Genomic DNA, 15,885 nt, shown 5'->3' with positions numbered 1-15,885 from the left:
GCCTATGAGCTGGAGATCCGCGAGCGGGACGGCCGCGCCCGTCGGCGCGAGTCCGTGGCCCGCGAGCACGAGGACTGGACGCGCCGGTCCCAGGCGGCGGCAAAGCGGGTGGGCGCGCTGGACGATGCGCGTGCGGGCGCGCATGCGGCCCTGGCCGCGGCTCGCGATGCGCCCTCCACCCTGGAAGCGCGCAAGGCGGCCTTGCTGGACGAACTGTCGGCCGCGGAGGCGCGGAGGGCCGGAACGTCCGACGCCCTGGCCGCCGCCGAAGGCGAGCGCGCCGGGGCCGAACGCGCCCTGCGCGCCGCGGACGCCGCCGCCGCCGAGGCGCGCGAGTTGCGCGCCAGCCTGACCGCGCACGACGAGGCGGCGAAGCAGCGGCTGGTGGAGGTGGAGGCCAGCCTCCGCGAGGCCGCGCGCATGGAGCCCGAGGCGCTGGCCCGCAAGCTGGCCGACGAGGCGGTGGCCATCCCCGCCGACGCCGACGGGATGGAGGCGCACCTCTTCGCCTTGGAGCGTCAGCGCGAGGGAATCGGGCCGGTGAACCTGCGCGCCGAGGAGGAGGCCCAGGAGCTCGCCGCGCGACTCGAGACGATGAACGTCGAGCGTACCGACCTGACCGGGGCCATCGCGCGCCTGCGCCAGGGCATCGACGAGCTGAACCACGAGGGGCGCGAGCGGCTGACGGCGGCGTTCGGCGTCATCAACGACCACTTCAAGACCCTGTTCGAGACCCTGTTCCAGGGTGGCCAGGCCGAGCTGCGGCTTGTCGAATCAGATGATCCGCTCGAGGCGGGGCTGGAAATCTACGCCTGTCCGCCCGGCAAGCGCATGGCGACCATGAGCCTGATGAGCGGCGGCGAGCAGGCGCTGACCGCGGCGGCCCTGATCTTCGCCGTCTTCCTGGCCAATCCCGCGCCGATCTGCGTGCTGGATGAGGTGGATGCGCCGCTGGACGACGCCAACGTCGACCGCTTCTGCAACCTGCTGGACGAGATGTGCCGGCGCACCGAGACCCGCTTCATCGTCATCACCCACAATCCGGTGACGATGGCGCGGACCGATCGGCTGTTCGGCGTGACCATGGCCGAGCGGGGCGTCTCGCAACTGGTGTCGGTGGACCTTCGGCAGGCCGAGGCGATGGCGGCGCAGTAACGTCGCGTCAGGATGTCCCTTCTGCGAGGACGTCCAGAAACGTCAAAGAAAACAACAATATAATAGGCGTCCAACGAACCTTGACGCACTGCACACGCCTCTATAGGTTCCGCGCGACCTGAAAGCCGCCCTGGCGGCCTTTCGGACCAGAGGCCTTCCTGTCATGGCGGATCGGAAAGAGACGCGCGCGGAGGCGCTTCGCCAGTTGAGCGCCCGGGCCGAAGCGCTCGAAGCGCGCACGGTCCAGACGCCCCAGGACTACGGGGTCAAGGCGGCGGGGTACGGTTACAGGCTGCTCGGCGTCCTGCTGGGCGGGCTGTTTGTGGGGCTGGGTTTCGGGGCCGCCGTGGACGCGCTGGCCCGGACCGCGCCTTGGGGCATGATCGTCGGGGTCCTTGTGGGCTTCGCGGTCTCGATTTGGATGACGGTTCGGTCCGCGCGTCGGATGCAGGCCGAGTTCGAACGGGAGTTGGGCCCGCCACGGGACCTGCCTCCGGACGACGAGGAAGATTGAGGAGTTCAGGGCGGCATGGCCGGTCCGATGGAACAGTTCGAGGTCCGCAAGATCGTGGACCTCCCCGACTTCACGATCCCCGGCGTGGGCGTCATCGACATGGCGTTCACCAACTCGACCCTGGCCATGACCCTGGCCGCGGCCGCGGTCGCCGGCTTCTTCGCCCTGGCCACCGCCAAGGGCGACGTGGTGCCCGGCCGCCTGCAGATGGTGGGTGAAGCCGCGTTCAACTACATCGACAACCTGACCACCTCGATCATCGGCCATGAGGGCCGCAAGTTCTTCCCGTTCATCTTCACGCTGTTCCTGTTCGTCCTCACGATGAACATCCTGGGGATGTTCCTGGTGTTCACGGCGACATCTCAGCTCGCGGTCACCGCGACGCTCGCGGCGATGACCATCCTGCTGGTGCTGATCGTCGGATTCGCCCGCAACGGCGCGGGCATGTACAAGCTCTTCGTGCCGGCCGGCGTGCCCTGGTACATGCTGATCCTGGTCACGCCGATCGAGTTCATCTCGTTCATGTTGCGGCCGGTGACCCTGGCGCTGCGTCTGTTCGGCAACATGCTGGGCGGCCACGTGGCCATGAAGGTGTTCGCAGGCTTCGTCGTCTCCCTCGGCGCGCTGGCGGCCGGCGGCGGCCTGGGCCTGCTCGGCATTCCCGGCGCCATGCTGTCGCTGGGCGGCGTCGTGGCCCTGACGGCGCTCGAGTTCCTGGTGGCCTTCCTCCAGGCCTTCGTCTTTGCGGTTCTGGCCTGCGTCTACCTGAACGACGTGGTCAATCTCGGCCATCATCACTGACGGCCGGCCATCAACCCCAACCCTCAAACTTCGTATCGGGACAACATCATCATGGAAGCGGAAGCGGCTAAGTTCATCGGCGCGGGTCTGGCGACCCTCGGCATGATCGGTGCGGGCATCGGCGTCGGCACCCTCTTCAGCGGGTTCCTGCAGGGCGCGACGCGCAACCCGTCGGCCGCCGGCGGCCAGTTCACCAACCTGATCCTGGGCGCGGCTCTGACCGAAGCGCTGGGCATTCTGGCCTTCGTGCTCGGCCTGCTCATCCTCTTCAGCTAAAGCCCGTTCCGGCGACGGGCGGGCCCTCCGGCCCGCCCTGTAGCCGGTCGCCAAGGACTGTCGCGCCTGATGGCCCCTGACAATACATCCGAGCCGAGCGCCGACGCGCACGGCCACGCGCCCGCGGGCTCGACCGAGGTTCCCGGCCACCACGCCGAGAGCGGCGGCCTGCCGCAGTTCGAGTTCCAGTACTGGGGCGGCCAGATCGTCTGGCTGCTGATCCTGTTCGCGATCCTCTACCTCCTGTTCGCGCGCGTATTCGTGCCGCGGTTCCGGAAGGTGGCGGACGCGCGCGCCGAGACCATCGCCGGCGCCCTGGACGACGCTCGCCGCGTACAGGCCGAGGCTGACGCCAAGGCCGAAGCCATGAAGGTCGAGATCGATCGCGCCCGTGGCGAGGCGCGTCGCCTTGTGGCGGACGCCCAGGCCGCAGCCGCCGAGCAGCTCGCCGGCAGCCAGGCGGCCCAGGACGCCGAACTGGCCAAGCAGATCGAGGCCGCCGAGACCCGCATCCGTTCGATGCGCGACGGCGCCATGTCGAACGTCAAGGGCATCGCCGCCGATGTGGCGAGCACCATGGTGGAGAAGCTCACCGGCAAGCCGGTGACGGCCATCGAGGCTCGCGCCGCGTCCAATGCGTCTCGAGGGAACGCCTGATGCCTGCCTTCCTGAATCCCGCCGCCGCCGAATTCTGGGTGGCCGCCGGTCTGGTGATCTTCCTGGCGATCGTGATCTTCGTGGCCAAGGCGCCGCGGGCGATCGCGGGAGCCCTGGACGCTCAGGCCGCCAAGATCCAGTCCGACCTGGACGAGGCCGCCCGCATCCGGGACGAGGCTCAGAAGCTGCTTGCCGAACTTCAAGCTGAACGCGAGACCGCGGAACGGCAGGCCAAGGACATGCTGGCCGCCGCTCAGGAGCAGGTTCGCCTCTACGAGGCCGACGCCAAGGCGAAGCTGGAGGAAAGCCTGGCCCGGCGCCAGAAGCTGACCGAACAACGCATCCAGGTGGCCGAGGCTCAGGCGGAGTCCGAGGTCCGCGCCGCCGCAGCCGAACTGGCTGCGCAGATGGCCGAGCAGGTCCTGGCCCAACGCCTCTCGGGCGCCAAGAGCGATCCGCTGATCGACAAGGCGATCGGCCAGATGGCGGGAAAGCTGCAGTAGGTTCACGAGATCGGGCCGCCTGCTTCTCCGCATCTCGGAGACCGCGGCCCGAGGTCGGGCGACCGGCGTTGGGGAACGCCGGACACCCGCGACCTGTCCACGAATCCCACAACCGCACGAACAGACCGCGGTGCTCCGCCTGGGGAGAGCACCGGCTATCCGGACTGTCCCGTCGGTTGTGGGGTTCGTGGACGCCTCGCCGTTTCTCCCAGCCCTGTCGGCCACGGCGGTCGCTTCGAATGAGCTGGAGCTTGTCCTGACCTTTGAACGTCTGGGAGCGCGTCTACCGCCGACGCCGGAACTTCCGGCGCAACGGCTTCACGAAGCGCAGACGGCGCGGAACCATCACGCGCTCGACGCGCAATGTCTGCTGGTAGAACAGCAGCAGGAACTCGGGATCGCGGCGCAGCAACCGGCGAATCGGCGACAACACCTTGGGGTGCGCCCGATGCAGGCGCACGAACTGGCGGCGCGCCTTGAACGAGTTCTTGAGGACGACCATCAACCCCACCACGATCACGGGGATTCCGCCGGGGCCCGGCAGGGGCGCGATGGCGATGCCCGCGATGATGATGGCGAAGCCAAGCATCACCATGCCGAACCGCTTGATGCGGCCGGCGATCTCGCGCGCGAGATCGTCTGCGGCGCGGTACACGCGCAAAGAAGGCATGGCGAAAGTCACTTGGGTAGTCCTGGGGGGCGCGCGGCGGAGCGGGGAGGTTCCGCCATCGCCCCTCCCATATGCGTACGTGGGAGAGTCCCGTAAAGACGCCTACCCGTTAATTTTTCCTCATGGACGTCTATTCAGTCGCGGATGGCGCCGGCGCCACAGTGGCGGGCTCAGGGCGCCACGCGAGTTTCGGCCTCCGCGCGGCGAGGGTCTCGTCCAAACGGCGGAGCGGGGCCAGGAACGGGGCGCCCTTGAACCGTTCAACCTGGCCCTGCCGCGCGGCTTCGGCCAGGACGCGCAGGGTTTCGCAGAAGCGGTCCAGCTCGGCCTTGGACTCGGTCTCGGTGGGCTCGATCAGCATGGCGCCGTGGACGACCAGCGGGAAGTACATGGTCATCGGATGGAAGCCCTCGTCGATCATGGCCTTGGCGAAATCGAGGGTGGTGACGCCCGTGCTCTCCAGCCAGGCGTCGTCGAACAGGGCCTCGTGCATGCAGGGGCCGTCGGGGAAGGCGGGCGACATGACGTCGGAGAGGCGCGCCTTGACGTAGTTGGCGTTGAGCACGGCGTCCTCGGACGCCTGGCGCAGGCCGTCCGAGCCGTGGCTCAGCATGTAGGCGTAGGCGCGGACGAACATGCCCATCTGGCCGTGGAAGGCGCAGAGGCGGCCGAAGGCCTGGGCGGCGTCGCCGGCGGGCTCCTCGAGGAGCTGGAAGCCGCCGTCGCCGGCGACCACCCAGGGGGCCGGGGCGAAGGGGGCGAGGGCCTCGGAGAGGACCACGGGACCGGCGCCCGGCCCGCCGCCGCCGTGGGGCGTGGAGAAGGTCTTGTGCAGGTTTATGTGCATGGCGTCGACGCCCAGGTCGCCGGGGCGGACGCGGCCGACGATGGCGTTGAAATTTGCTCCGTCGCAGTAGAAGTAGGCGCCGACGGCGTGGGTTAGTCGAGCGATTTCAATGACATCGCGTTCGAAGAGGCCGCAGGTGTTGGGGTTCGTCACCATGATGGCGGCGACGTCGGGGCCGAGTTTCGACTCCAGGTCGGCGAGGTCGACGCGGCCGTCGGCGGTCTGGGCGATCTCGGTGACGGCGTAGCCGACGAAGGCGGCGGTGGCCGGGTTGGTGCCGTGGGCCGAGGTGGGGACCAGGACCTTGCGACGGTGGCCCTGGCCGGCGGCCTCGTGGGCGGCCTTGATGCAGAGCAGGCCGCAGAGCTCGCCGTGGGCGCCGGCCTTGGGCGAGAGCGCCACGGCCGGCATGCCGGTCAGGGTCTTCAGCCAGTGGGCCAGGCGGTCCATGAGCGCCAGCGCGCCCTGGGTCGTGGACGCCGGCTGGAGCGGGTGGAGGTCGGCGAAGCCGGCCAGGCGGGCGGCCTTCTCGTTGAGGCGCGGGTTGTGCTTCATGGTGCACGAGCCCAGCGGATAGAGCGCCAGGTCGATGGCGTGGTTCTTCTGGCTCAGGCGCACGTAGTGGCGCACGGCCTCGGGTTCGGAGAGGCCCGGCAGCGGCAGGTCCGCGCGGACCAGGCTGGCGAGGTCGCCCGCGTCGGCCTCGGGCTCGGGCAGGTCGACGCCGGTCTTGTCCCAGCCGTCCAGCTCGAAGATCAGCGGTTCGTCCTGGAGGAGGCCGCGGCCCCCGGTGAGCGAGGCGAAGCCGGCGGGGGCGGTGTCGCCCTCGGGACGGGTGGGGCGGCCCACGGTGTTCATGCTCATCAGGCGGCCTTCGCGGAAAGGGCGGCGGCCAGCGCCGCGATGTCGTCGGAGGTGGTGGTCTCGGTGGCGGCCAGCAGCAGCACATCGTCCAGGCCCGCGTGCGGGTCGAGGCGCGAATAGGGCACGCCGGCCAGGATCCCGTCGGCGGCCAGGGCGTCCACCAGGGCGGCGGCCGACCCCTTCACCCGCACGGCGATCTCGTTGAAGTAGCGCGGGGTCAGCACCTCGATACCCGCCCCGGCCACGGCGGCGGCCAGCTCGCGGGCGCGGGCGTGGTTGATCCGGGCGAGCCGGCCCAGCCCCTTGCCGCCCAGCAGCGACATGTGGATCGAGAAGGCCAGGGCGCAGAGGCCCGAGTTGGTGCAGATGTTGGAGGTGGCCTTCTCGCGGCGGATGTGCTGCTCGCGGGTCGACAGCGTCAGCACGAAGCCGCGCCGGCCCTCGGCGTCGACGGTCTCGCCGCACAGGCGGCCCGGCATCTGGCGGGTCAGCTTCTCGCGGCAGGCGAAGAGGCCGACGTAGGGGCCGCCGAAGTTGAGCGCATTGCCGATCGACTGGCCCTCGGCCACGGCGATGTCGGCGCCCATCTCGCCGGGCGACTTCAGCAGGCCGAACGCCACCGCCTCGGTGGTCACCACGATCAGCAGGGCGCCCCGGGCGTGGGCGGCCTCGGCGATCCGGCTCACGTCGGTGACCACGCCGAAGACGTTGGGCGTCTGGACCACGACGCAGGCGGTCTGGTCGTCGATGGCGTCCACGACGGCGGCCTCGGCGTCGAGGGCGGCCGGCTGGCGCACGGTCTCCATGCCCTCGGCCTCGGCCAGGGTGCGGGTGACGGCGGCGTAGTGGGGGTGCAGCCCGCCCGAGAGGATCGCCTTGCCCCGGCGGGTGACGCGCCGGGCCATCATCACCGCCTCGGCGCAGGCCGTGGAGCCGTCGTACATCGAGGCGTTGGCCACATCGAGACCGGTCAGGGCGGCCACCTGGGTCTGGAACTCGAACAGCACCTGGAGCGTGCCCTGGGCGATCTCGGGCTGATAGGGCGTGTAGCTGGTCAGGAACTCGGACCGCTGGATGATGTGGTCCACCGTGGCCGGCACGTGGTGCCGATAGGCTCCGGCCCCGCAGAAGAACGGCCCCGCGCCGGCCGGGCGGTTCCGCGCCGCCAGCGCCGCCAGCGCGCGCTCCACCTCCAGCTCGCCGGCATGGGCGGGCAGGTCGACCGGGCCGGCCAGGCGGGCGGCCGCGGGCACGTCGGCGAACAGGGCGTCGACGTCGGGCGCGCCGATGACGCCCAGCATCCGGGCGCGGTCTTCGGGCGTGAGGGGCAGGTATCTCATCGGGTCACTCTGTGCGCGCCGCCGGCGCCGTCATTCTGGAACCACAGAAAACACAGAAGGCACGGAAGGGGCCGTGGCCCGGCGGGCTTCTGTGTCTTCCGTGTTTTCCGTGGTTCGATTCATCTGCGCTTCGCGCGGGGCCTAGAGGGTCGCCAGGAAGGCTTCGTAGGCGTCGCGGTCCATGAGGCCTTCGTACTGGGCCGGGTCGGCGACGCGGACCTTGGCGAACCAGCCGCCGGACTCGGGCGAGGCGTTCACGGTCTCGGGGGCCTCGGCGAGTTCGGGGTTGGCCTCGACCACCTCGCCCGAGATGGGGGCGTAGACGTCGGACGCGGCCTTGACGCTCTCGACCACCGCGAAGGCGTCGCCGGCCTGGAAGGCCTTGCCCACCTCGGGCGTCTCCACGAACACCACGTCGCCCAGCTGCTCGGCGGCGTAGGCGGTGATGCCGATGGTGGCCGTGTCGCCGTCGAGGACGACCCACTCGTGATCCTTGGTGAAACGCATGTCAGGTCTCCTGGAAGCGGTGCGCGCCGAAGGCGCGGTCGTTTGGAACCACGGAAAACACAGAAGACACGGAAGGGGCCGCGCCTCGGGCGATTTCCGTGTCTTCTGTGTTTTCCGTGGTTTTGAAGTGTTGCGCCTGCGGCGCGCGAGGCCTTGCCATCGTCACGCCTTGCGCACGTAGCGGTGGGGGACGAAGGGGCCGGGGACGACTTCGGCGGCCTGGGGCTTGCCGCGGACGATGACGCTGAGCCGCGTGCCCGGCGCCTTCAGGGCGGGGGGGACGAAGGCCAGGGCGATGCCGCCCTTCAGCACCGGCGAGAAGCCGCCCGAGGTGACGCGGCCGACGACGTTTCCGTCCGCGTCGGCGACCTCGGCGCCCTCGCGGGCCGGGGCGCCCTCCAGCACCTTCAGGCACACCTTCACGCGCGCCGGCCCTTCGGCCAGCTCCTTGACGATGCGGGCCGCGCCGGGGAAGTCGCGCTGTTCGCGGCGGTTCCTGTTGACGGCGAAGGCCAGCCCCGCCTCGACCGGGCTGACCGTCTCGTCCAGGTCGTGGCCGTAGAGGGGCAGGCCCGCCTCCAGGCGCAGGCTGTCGCGGGCGCCCAGGCCGACGGGCTTCGCGCGCGGGTCCTCCAGCAGCAGGTCCCACACCCGCGCGGCCTCGGACGCCGGCAGCGAGATCTCGTAGCCGTCCTCGCCCGTGTAGCCCGAGCGCGAGACGATCAGGTCGGTCCCGAAGCCCTCCAGGGCGCGGATGTCCATGAACACCATGTCGGCCACGGCGGGGACGTGGGCCTGGACCACGGCGGCGGCCTCGGGGCCCTGGACGGCGATCAGGGCGCGGTCGTCCAGCCGCACCACCTCGACCTGGCCGGCCAGCTCGTCGTCGATGACGTGGAAGTCGTTGTCCTTGCAGGCGCCGTTGACGATGACGAACAGGCCGCCGCCGCCCGTTCCATCGGGAGAAATGGGCCGGCCGGCCATCAGGTCGTCGACGATGCCGCCCTTGCGGTTCAGCAGCACGGAATACTTCTGGCGGCCGGGCTTGAGGCCGATGAAGTCGCCGGGGACCACCTCCTCGAAGGCCGACAGGGGCGACACGCCCTCCAGCCGGGCCTGCCCCATGTGGGAGACGTCGAAGATCCCGCAGTGCTCGCGGGTCCACAGGTGCTCCTTCAGCACGCCCTCGGCGTACTGGACCGGCATGGAATAGCCGGCGAACGGCACCATGCGCGCGCCGCGGGCGACGTGGTTGGCCGTGAGCGGCGTGGTCTTGAGCGGGGCGTCGGCGGGGGCGGTGGACACGGGGAACGGACTCCGGCTGGCGATGCGGCGCGCGCCGGACCCGTTCCCGAGGGAATGGCCGCCCGTCGTCACGCGCCCCCGCTGTCCCGTGAGCCTGAGAGATTTCGAGCCGCCGATGGGTGGCGACCCCCTGCTCCTTCGGCGAGCCGGCCCGAGGGACGGCTACTTTCCAGCGTTCATCGGCCCGCGCGGTCCTTTTGCCTGAGCGTTTCCGGGGCGGTTGCGCCTTCGGCGCCCTGCGATGACGGGCGGCGAAAGCCGTCCGGCGAAGCAGGGTCTCTCCCGCGAGGAGTGTCGCGGTTGTGCGGGAGGGAGGGGGGCGGAGTCAACGGGGGTGACTCGGGCGTGGGGTTGGGGAGGACTACTGGTTGGCGACCTGCTCGGTGTGGGCGACCGAGGCGTGGTCTGCCTCCTTGGCGACGTTCGGAAGGCCTGCACAAGGGCCGGCCCTCTGTGACTTCCTAGAGGAGCGAACCCCGCCGGCCGCCGCTGGGCACGACGGTCAGGTGCATAGCTTAGTCGTCGAAGCCGCGTTTCGGGGCATCTTTGGCGCCAATTTCTCCTGGAGCCGTGCCAGCCTTGCCGGCATGTCGAAGACCGCCACGCCACGCAGGAACCTCATGCTCGGGGCCGCCGTCGCGGCCAGCCTGAGCGTGTCGAGCGCCTGGGCCCAACCGCCCGCGCCCGCCATCTCTATCACGTTGAAGCCGGTGGCGGCCGACGGTGAGGTTCGCACCATCGAGGTCCGCGAGACGCTCACCGGCTACGCTGGCCAAGCCGGTCGCGTGCTGCTCGAAGTCCCCGCCCGCATCACTCTCACACCGGGCCAGGCCTACGCCGAGACCGACATCGCGGCCGAGGACGACGCCGGCCCGCTGAAGCTGACCATGGCGGTCGAACCGGCGCCGCCGGGCTTCCCGCTGGAACTACGCACCTTCACGCCGACGCGAGACACCAAGGGGCCCATCCGCCTTCGCTACAGCGCTACGATCGCGGGCGCGATGACGCCCCGAAAGCCAGGGCCGTCCTACGACCTGCGCGGCACCGGCGGCGGCTTCGGCGGCGCCCCCTGGACATTCGTGCTGCTGCCCCGCGGCGCCGCCGCGCCCGCCGACCTGACGTTCGCCTGGGACTTCGCCGGACTGCCTGCCCAGGCGCGTGCGGTGTCGGTGCGCGGCGAAGGCGACCTGCGGTGGCGTGGGCCGCCGGGCAGCCTCTACACGATGTTCTTCCTGGCCGGCCGGGTGGACGGGTACGCGCCGCCCGGCAGCCGGTTCCACGCCTACTGGATCGGCCGCCCGCCGTTCGACGCCCAGGCCGCCGCGCAATGGTCGGCCCGGTCGTTCACTGCGCTCCAGGGCTTCTTCCGCGACCGCGACGCCCGGCCCTACACGCTGCTGATGCGGCCCTACGCCCGGCCCCGCGACGGCGGCGCGGCGACCCAGGGCGGTTTCATACTGGAGTACGGCGTCGGCGAGATGAGCGACGACGCGCGTCGGATCATGTTCACGCACGAGATGGTGCACCACTTCGTCGGCGGCCTGGACGGCAACAGCAGCGCGACCGCCTGGTTCGGCGAGGGGCTGGCCGAGTTCTACAAGATCCGGCTGCCGCTCAGGGCCGGCCTGATCGGCCTCGACGCCGCGGCCGAGCAGATCGCGGTTATGACCGACGCCTACTACGGCAGCCCCACGGTCGCGACGCCCTACGGCGAGGTCGCCCGGCAGCGCTGGGCCGGCGAGGCCGCGCAGAACACGCCCTACAGTCGCGGCTTCATGTACTTCGTGACGGTCGACGCGGCGGTGCGCGCGGCGTCAAAGGGTCACCGGTCGCTGGACGACCTGGTCCTGGCGATGTTGGACAGCCGCCGCGCGGGCCAGGGCTACGACGAGCGGCGGTGGCGCGCGCTGCTCCAGGCCGAGCTGGGCGACACGGGCGTGGCCGCCTTCGACTCGATGCTGGGTGGCCGCGTGCTGGAGCCGCCCGCCGACGCCTTCGGACCCTGCTTCGTGCGCGCCACCGCCTCGCGGCCGCGCCCCGTCCTGGGCTTCTCGGAAGACTCGATCTTGTCGGCGCCCCACGTCGTCGCCGACCTGGAGCCCGGCTCGAACGCCGAGGCGGCGGGCCTGCGGAACGGCGACGTCATCCTGCGGGCCGCCGGCGCGAAGCCCCGCATCGCCCACAGCGCCTCGAACCTCGCCCTGCAACCCCGCGTCGACCTCACCGTCCAGCGCGCCGACCAGGAGCTCCCAGTTTCATTTTCTACCGAGGGTCCCACGGTGCTCTACCATCGCTGGAGCCTGGTAGGCGCGCGGGGCGCGTCATGCGTCCTGTAGCGGTAAGACGGCCAAGGAGGCCCGGACCTTGAAAGCCTGGAACGTGGCAGGACTTGTCGTGGTGGCCTGGCTCGCGGGCGGTGCGGCGGCGGCCCAGGACATCGTGGTCCATGCGGGCCGCCTGTTCGACGGCGTGTCCCCGACGCTGCGCTCCGACGTCTCGGTGATCATCCGCGCCGACCGGATTGTCCGCGTCGAGCCCGGCTTCGTTACGCCCACGGGCGCCAAGGTGGTGGACCTTCGCCGTGCGACCGTTCTGCCCGGCCTGATCGACACCCACACGCACCTGACCTACCGCGGTGGCGGTTTCGCCGAACGCCTGACGCTCAGTCCGCTGGATGACGTGTTAAAGGGCGCCAAGAACGCCCGCACACTGCTCCTGAACGGCTTCACCAGCGTTCGCGACGTCGGCGCCCAGGCCGGCGCGGACGCCGCCCTGAAACGCGCCATCGAACGCGGCGATGTGCCCGGCCCCCGGATGTGGGTCTCGCTGGAGTACCTGGGCCCGACCGGCGGCTCGACCGACGAGGCCGCGGGCGTCAGCGATGGGTGGCACAACGAGGCCTGGGACGCCGCCGTAATCGATGGCGCCGACGAGGCGGTGAAGGAGGTTCGCGCGCACCGCCGCCGCGGGGCCGACGTGATCAAGATACTGCCCAGCGGCGCGGTTGGCTCCACGGGCGACCGCACCGACCCGAAGGCGAAGCTGATGACCGACGCCGAGATCGCGGCGGTGGTGGACACGGCCCACAATCTCGGCATGAAGGTCGCCGCCCACGCCCATTCCAAGGCCGCAATCGACGCGTCGGTCCGCCTGGGCGTCGACTCGATCGAACACGGGACCTACGCCGACGCCGAGTCCCTCAAGCTGATGAAGGACAAAGGTGTCTACCTCGTCCCGACGGTGCTGATCCCGACGCTGCTCTCGGATCTTGCTCGGGAGCGGCGGGCCAAGGGCGAGCCGCTAAGCCCAGCCCTGAGCAAGGTGGTCGAGATCGAGCCGGTGATCCTGTCGATGTTCCGGTCCGCGGTCGCGGCGAGGGTGAAGATCGCGTTCGGCACGGACGCGGCGACAACGCGCTTCGACAATACCTACCGCGAGTTCTTCGTAATGGTGGACAACGGCATGCCGCCCATAGAGGCCCTCTACGCCGCCACGCGCAACGCCGCCGACCTCGTCGGCGCATCGGACCAGATCGGCTCAGTCCAGGCCGGACGCTACGCCGACCTCGTCGCCGTGGCCGGCGACCCGTTGCGCGACATCCAGGAGATGGGCCGCGTCCGCTTCGTGATGAAGGGCGGGCAGGTGGTTCGCGACGACCTGGTGGGCCGTTAGGCTTCACTCACGTCCTGTTGTCCGGGCGGCTTCTGGGTATCGGCGTCAATGACCGCTTCTGGCGCTTCTACGACCTCCACCTCCAGCCCCACCCGCAGCGTGCCAGCCGCTTCCGCTTCCTCAAGGACGGCGCTCGCGCGCCGCCGCGGCGCGGTCGGCCGGGGGCCGATCCTTGACCAAGCTCCAGCGGCCGGCGGGGCTGGCCGTGGGCTTCAGGGCGGAGTGCGCCTCCTGGGAGGAGGCGCCGGGCGCAGGAGTCGGGGCGCGCGATAGGCTGGCGTCAGCCGGGGGTTGATCGATCCGTCGAGGCTGGGGCTGCGCCCCCTCCACCACGCCCTCTGCGGGGCATGGTCCCCCGCCCCCGTTTACGGGGGAGGAATGGGGAGGCGGGGAGGGGCGGGGGTCAGGCGGGCAGGAAGGTGCGGCGGCCGACGCGGCGCCAGGAACCGACGAGGCGGCCTTCGGACCAGAGCTGGAGCATCACGCCTTCGGCCGCGAACTGGGCGCGGCGGACGGCGGCGGTCGTGTGGGCGGCGACGAACTCGTCCACGGTGGCCTCGCCGGTCTCGCTGATGTCGATCGCCGTGAACGTATGCGCTGGCGACAAGACGCCCTCCCCATCACAACCGGAAAACAATGCGCGGCGCGGCATAGGGTTCCATGTGGCGGATGGGGCGCGGTCCCGCTTGCCCCGCGGACGCGCCTGGATGCGGGGCGGGATGAGTTGTTCCCTTTTTGTTCTTGACTTCGGCCCGGGTTCGTGGCAGGGTGCGGGCGTCGTGGCGGGGTGCGCCCCGGAGGTCTCTGGACGTCTCTGGACGTCTCTGGACGTTTCCGGGCGCGGGCCGCGACGGCTTTCAATCCATGTGCGAGGTCGGGATGACGGACGGCGGCGGCAGGGCCGTCGGCGCGCCTTTTGGCGTGGCCGGCGAGGATGTGGGCGCGGGCGGCGAGGCGGCGGCGCCTGACCGGGTGCAGGCGCGGGTGCAGGCGGGGGCGCGGAAACGGACCTGGACGCAGGCGCAGCCGCGGACGCGGTGGTCGAAGGCGCTGGGGGCGGCGATCTGCGCGCGGGTGGCGGCGGGCGAGCTGCTCTACGAGGTGTGCCGCGAGCCGGGGATGCCCACGGCGCAGGCCGTGGGGCGCTGGGCGCGGGAGAACCCGGCGTTCGGCGCGGCGCTGCGGGCGGCGCGGCGGCGGGGCGGGCGGTCGCTGCGCGGCGGCGGGGTCTGGAGCTATCGCGCCGAGACGGCCGAGGAGGTGTTCGAGCGGCTGTGCGAGGGCGAGGGGCTGAGCGCCATCGCGGCCGACCCGGCGATGCCCAGCCTGTCGACCCTGTTCCACTGGCGGCGGAACTTTCCCGAGTTCGACGCGGCGGTGCGGCTGGGCATGCAGGCGCAGGCCGAGCTGGCCTGCGACCACGGCTGGGAGCTGGCCCAGGCGGCCACGCCGGAGACGGCCTACCTCACCCAGGTGCGGCTGGGCCACCTGCGCTGGATGGCGGGGGTGAAGGCGCCGCGGCAGTTCCGGCCCAAGCAGGCCGACCCGCCGCAGGAGGCGGCGCCGGCGCGGCGCGTGCTGCTGCGCCGGTTCGAGGTGGAGGTCGATCCGCAGACGGGGCGCCGGACGGTGGTCGCCTACTGCCCCAACCCCGACACCGGGCAGGTCGAGCGCGAGGACACGCCCGGCTGGCGCCAGGCGCCCGACAGCCTGGGGATGCCGGGCGGGCGGGGGAGCTGAGGCGGGCGGGAGTCCGGGAGTCGGAGAGTCCGGGCGCGGTCGGCGGGGAGGGCCGGGGGGTGACCGGCCTCCCCGCCTCCGCGGGCCGGGCCGTCAGGCGACGGCGACGGCGCCGGCGATGGCGGCGGCCCGGCGTCTCCGCAGGAGCGTCCCGGTGGCGCCGAAGCCCAGGATCATCATGGCCCAGGTCATCGGCTCGGGCACGGCGGCGGCGAGGGCCTGGCGGCCGTACTGGACGTGGTCGACCTCGATGCCGCCCGACTGGTTGCTGATCAGGATGCGCGAGATGCCGGCGGCATGGATGACGCCGTAGAAGCGGTCCTCGCCGGTCTCGCCGGTCTGGAAGGCGTCGGCGTGATCGCCCGTGACGACGCCCAGCGAGACGCCGTTGAGGTCGAACGCCTCGAAGGTGATCGTCCCGCGCCCGTCGGTCCAGACAAGGCCGGCATGGGTGGGCAGGCCGCCCAGGACGCCGGCGTCGAAGGTGAACTCCACGCCGGCCGCACCGCTGCCGAAGAACCAGGAGCCGCCGTTCGGGGTGAATTCCACTGAGTCGGCGAGGGACCCGGGCGGCGCCAGGAACACCGCGCCCCGCGGCGCGGCCAGGCCGGGCGTGTTGAGCAGGCCGTCCTGGAAATCCTCCAGGTGGAAATAGTCGAAGGACAGGGCCGCGAACGGGCTGTCGCCCGCCCCGGTGTAGGGTGTGGGGCCGAGCAGGGTGACCGTCGCGCCGGCCGGCGCCGCCGCGAGGGCGACCGCACAGGCCGCGACGAACGCTGCGGCGCCCGATTTCAGAGATACGCTCATGATGGGATGTCCTTCTCCGCCATGGGACGCGCTCGCCCGTCCGACCCCGGTCCCGACGCCCGCGCCATGCGGGCTCCATTCAGGAGAAGGCGCCGTCCGGCGGCCCCACGGGTCACGGTCGCGGCTCTATTTTTCCGCCGCCGGGATCTGCGGCGGCCCGCAGCCGCCCGTACAGGGTCCACCGTCCTGGGCCGACCGGCCAGGAGCCGTCCAGGGCCAACCGTCGC

The 15,885-nt window shown here is 71.3% G+C and carries 15 protein-coding genes, 1 pseudogene and 1 riboswitch; of the genes and pseudogenes, 9 read left to right on the top strand and 7 right to left on the bottom strand.

All coding sequences use genetic code 11. The features are described 5' to 3' along the window. From WG212_RS16910 to WG212_RS16885, 6 genes and pseudogenes are all read left to right on the top strand, one after another. A pseudogene (locus WG212_RS16910) lies at positions 1-1,155 on the top strand (chromosome segregation protein SMC); the annotation flags it as partial. A 163-nt stretch (positions 1,156-1,318) separates the two neighbouring features. Further along, positions 1,319-1,669, top strand: a complete 351-nt coding sequence (locus WG212_RS16905) for a F0F1 ATP synthase assembly protein I (protein WP_337188286.1) — start codon at positions 1,319-1,321, stop codon at positions 1,667-1,669. Between the two features lie 15 nt (positions 1,670-1,684). Continuing rightward, positions 1,685-2,470 (top strand): F0F1 ATP synthase subunit A, encoded by a 786-nt coding sequence (locus WG212_RS16900; RefSeq protein WP_337188285.1) that lies wholly within the window; start codon positions 1,685-1,687, stop codon positions 2,468-2,470. A gap of 51 nt (positions 2,471-2,521) precedes the next feature. After that, positions 2,522-2,746, top strand: a complete 225-nt coding sequence (locus WG212_RS16895) for a F0F1 ATP synthase subunit C (protein ID WP_293382167.1) — start codon at positions 2,522-2,524, stop codon at positions 2,744-2,746. 69 nt (positions 2,747-2,815) lie between these two features. Continuing rightward, positions 2,816-3,403: a hypothetical protein gene (locus tag WG212_RS16890; RefSeq protein ID WP_337188284.1), complete on the top strand. Its 588-nt coding sequence runs from the start codon at positions 2,816-2,818 to the stop codon at positions 3,401-3,403. Further along, positions 3,403-3,906 (top strand): F0F1 ATP synthase subunit B, encoded by a 504-nt coding sequence (locus WG212_RS16885; RefSeq protein WP_337188283.1) that lies wholly within the window; start codon positions 3,403-3,405, stop codon positions 3,904-3,906. Before WG212_RS16890 ends, WG212_RS16885 begins: the two co-directional genes overlap by 1 nt. Positions 3,907-4,189: 283 nt before the next feature. Here WG212_RS16885 and WG212_RS16880 read toward each other — a convergent pair whose 3' ends face one another. From WG212_RS16880 to gcvT, 5 genes are all read right to left on the bottom strand, one after another. Continuing rightward, positions 4,190-4,576: a PGPGW domain-containing protein gene (locus WG212_RS16880; RefSeq protein ID WP_337188282.1), complete on the bottom strand. Its 387-nt coding sequence runs from the start codon at positions 4,574-4,576 to the stop codon at positions 4,190-4,192. 130 nt (positions 4,577-4,706) lie between these two features. Further along, the gene (gene gcvPB, locus WG212_RS16875) at positions 4,707-6,287 is read right to left on the bottom strand and encodes an aminomethyl-transferring glycine dehydrogenase subunit GcvPB (RefSeq protein ID WP_337188281.1); all 1,581 of its coding nucleotides are present in this window, start codon (positions 6,285-6,287) and stop codon (positions 4,707-4,709) included. Then, entirely contained in the window at positions 6,287-7,627 is a 1,341-nt protein-coding gene (gcvPA, locus tag WG212_RS16870) for an aminomethyl-transferring glycine dehydrogenase subunit GcvPA (RefSeq protein WP_337188280.1), read from the bottom strand. Before gcvPA ends, gcvPB begins: the two co-directional genes overlap by 1 nt. A gap of 141 nt (positions 7,628-7,768) precedes the next feature. Beyond that, a complete protein-coding gene (gene gcvH, locus WG212_RS16865; RefSeq protein ID WP_337188279.1) occupies positions 7,769-8,134 on the bottom strand; it encodes a glycine cleavage system protein GcvH in 366 nt (121 codons plus the stop codon). 162 nt (positions 8,135-8,296) lie between these two features. Further along, positions 8,297-9,439: a glycine cleavage system aminomethyltransferase GcvT gene (gene gcvT / locus WG212_RS16860; RefSeq protein WP_337188278.1), complete on the bottom strand. Its 1,143-nt coding sequence runs from the start codon at positions 9,437-9,439 to the stop codon at positions 8,297-8,299. A gap of 179 nt (positions 9,440-9,618) precedes the next feature. After that, a riboswitch (glycine riboswitch) is annotated at positions 9,619-9,734 on the bottom strand. A 325-nt stretch (positions 9,735-10,059) separates the two neighbouring features. Here gcvT and WG212_RS16855 point away from each other — a divergent pair. Both WG212_RS16855 and WG212_RS16850 read left to right on the top strand, forming a co-directional pair. Further along, positions 10,060-11,775, top strand: coding sequence for a hypothetical protein (locus WG212_RS16855; protein WP_337188277.1), 1,716 nt, complete (start codon positions 10,060-10,062; stop codon positions 11,773-11,775). A gap of 28 nt (positions 11,776-11,803) precedes the next feature. Then, complete coding sequence (locus tag WG212_RS16850) at positions 11,804-13,111, top strand: amidohydrolase family protein (protein WP_337188276.1); 1,308 nt, start codon at positions 11,804-11,806, stop codon at positions 13,109-13,111. A gap of 403 nt (positions 13,112-13,514) precedes the next feature. Here the strand turns inward: WG212_RS16850 and WG212_RS16845 are convergent, their stop codons facing one another. Continuing rightward, the gene (locus tag WG212_RS16845; protein ID WP_337188275.1) at positions 13,515-13,718 is read right to left on the bottom strand and encodes a hypothetical protein; all 204 of its coding nucleotides are present in this window, start codon (positions 13,716-13,718) and stop codon (positions 13,515-13,517) included. A gap of 272 nt (positions 13,719-13,990) precedes the next feature. Here WG212_RS16845 and WG212_RS16840 point away from each other — a divergent pair, with 272 nt between their 5' ends. Beyond that, positions 13,991-14,851, top strand: a complete 861-nt coding sequence (locus WG212_RS16840) for a hypothetical protein (protein ID WP_337188274.1) — start codon at positions 13,991-13,993, stop codon at positions 14,849-14,851. A 93-nt stretch (positions 14,852-14,944) separates the two neighbouring features. On the opposite strand, the gene WG212_RS16835 is transcribed toward WG212_RS16840, so the two are convergent. Beyond that, positions 14,945-15,658 (bottom strand): PEPxxWA-CTERM sorting domain-containing protein, encoded by a 714-nt coding sequence (locus WG212_RS16835; protein WP_337188273.1) that lies wholly within the window; start codon positions 15,656-15,658, stop codon positions 14,945-14,947. Between the last annotated feature and the right edge of the window lie 227 nt (positions 15,659-15,885).

It is taken from the genome of Phenylobacterium sp. (assembly GCF_037189685.1).
In the GTDB taxonomy this organism is placed as follows: Bacteria; Pseudomonadota; Alphaproteobacteria; order Caulobacterales; family Caulobacteraceae; genus Phenylobacterium.
The sequence above is the reverse complement of the archived record's forward strand: the minus strand, read 5'-3'. Positions and strand labels throughout refer to the sequence as shown.

What these genes read in the sequence shown, in the direction of transcription:
- WG212_RS16890 (WP_337188284.1), top strand. Translation starts at nt 2,816, where the DNA reads ATGGCCCCTGACAATACATCCGAGCCGAGCGCCGACGCGCACGGCCAC.
- WG212_RS16900 (WP_337188285.1), top strand. Translation starts at nt 1,685, where the DNA reads ATGGCCGGTCCGATGGAACAGTTCGAGGTCCGCAAGATCGTGGACCTC.
- WG212_RS16835 (WP_337188273.1), bottom strand. Translation starts at nt 15,658, where the DNA reads ATGAGCGTATCTCTGAAATCGGGCGCCGCAGCGTTCGTCGCGGCCTGT.
- gcvH (WP_337188279.1), bottom strand. Translation starts at nt 8,134, where the DNA reads ATGCGTTTCACCAAGGATCACGAGTGGGTCGTCCTCGACGGCGACACG.
- WG212_RS16905 (WP_337188286.1), top strand. Translation starts at nt 1,319, where the DNA reads ATGGCGGATCGGAAAGAGACGCGCGCGGAGGCGCTTCGCCAGTTGAGC.
- WG212_RS16895 (WP_293382167.1), top strand. Translation starts at nt 2,522, where the DNA reads ATGGAAGCGGAAGCGGCTAAGTTCATCGGCGCGGGTCTGGCGACCCTC.
- gcvPA (WP_337188280.1), bottom strand. Translation starts at nt 7,627, where the DNA reads ATGAGATACCTGCCCCTCACGCCCGAAGACCGCGCCCGGATGCTGGGC.
- WG212_RS16840 (WP_337188274.1), top strand. Translation starts at nt 13,991, where the DNA reads ATGACGGACGGCGGCGGCAGGGCCGTCGGCGCGCCTTTTGGCGTGGCC.
- WG212_RS16885 (WP_337188283.1), top strand. Translation starts at nt 3,403, where the DNA reads ATGCCTGCCTTCCTGAATCCCGCCGCCGCCGAATTCTGGGTGGCCGCC.
- WG212_RS16855 (WP_337188277.1), top strand. Translation starts at nt 10,060, where the DNA reads ATGCTCGGGGCCGCCGTCGCGGCCAGCCTGAGCGTGTCGAGCGCCTGG.
- gcvPB (WP_337188281.1), bottom strand. Translation starts at nt 6,287, where the DNA reads ATGAGCATGAACACCGTGGGCCGCCCCACCCGTCCCGAGGGCGACACC.
- WG212_RS16880 (WP_337188282.1), bottom strand. Translation starts at nt 4,576, where the DNA reads ATGCCTTCTTTGCGCGTGTACCGCGCCGCAGACGATCTCGCGCGCGAG.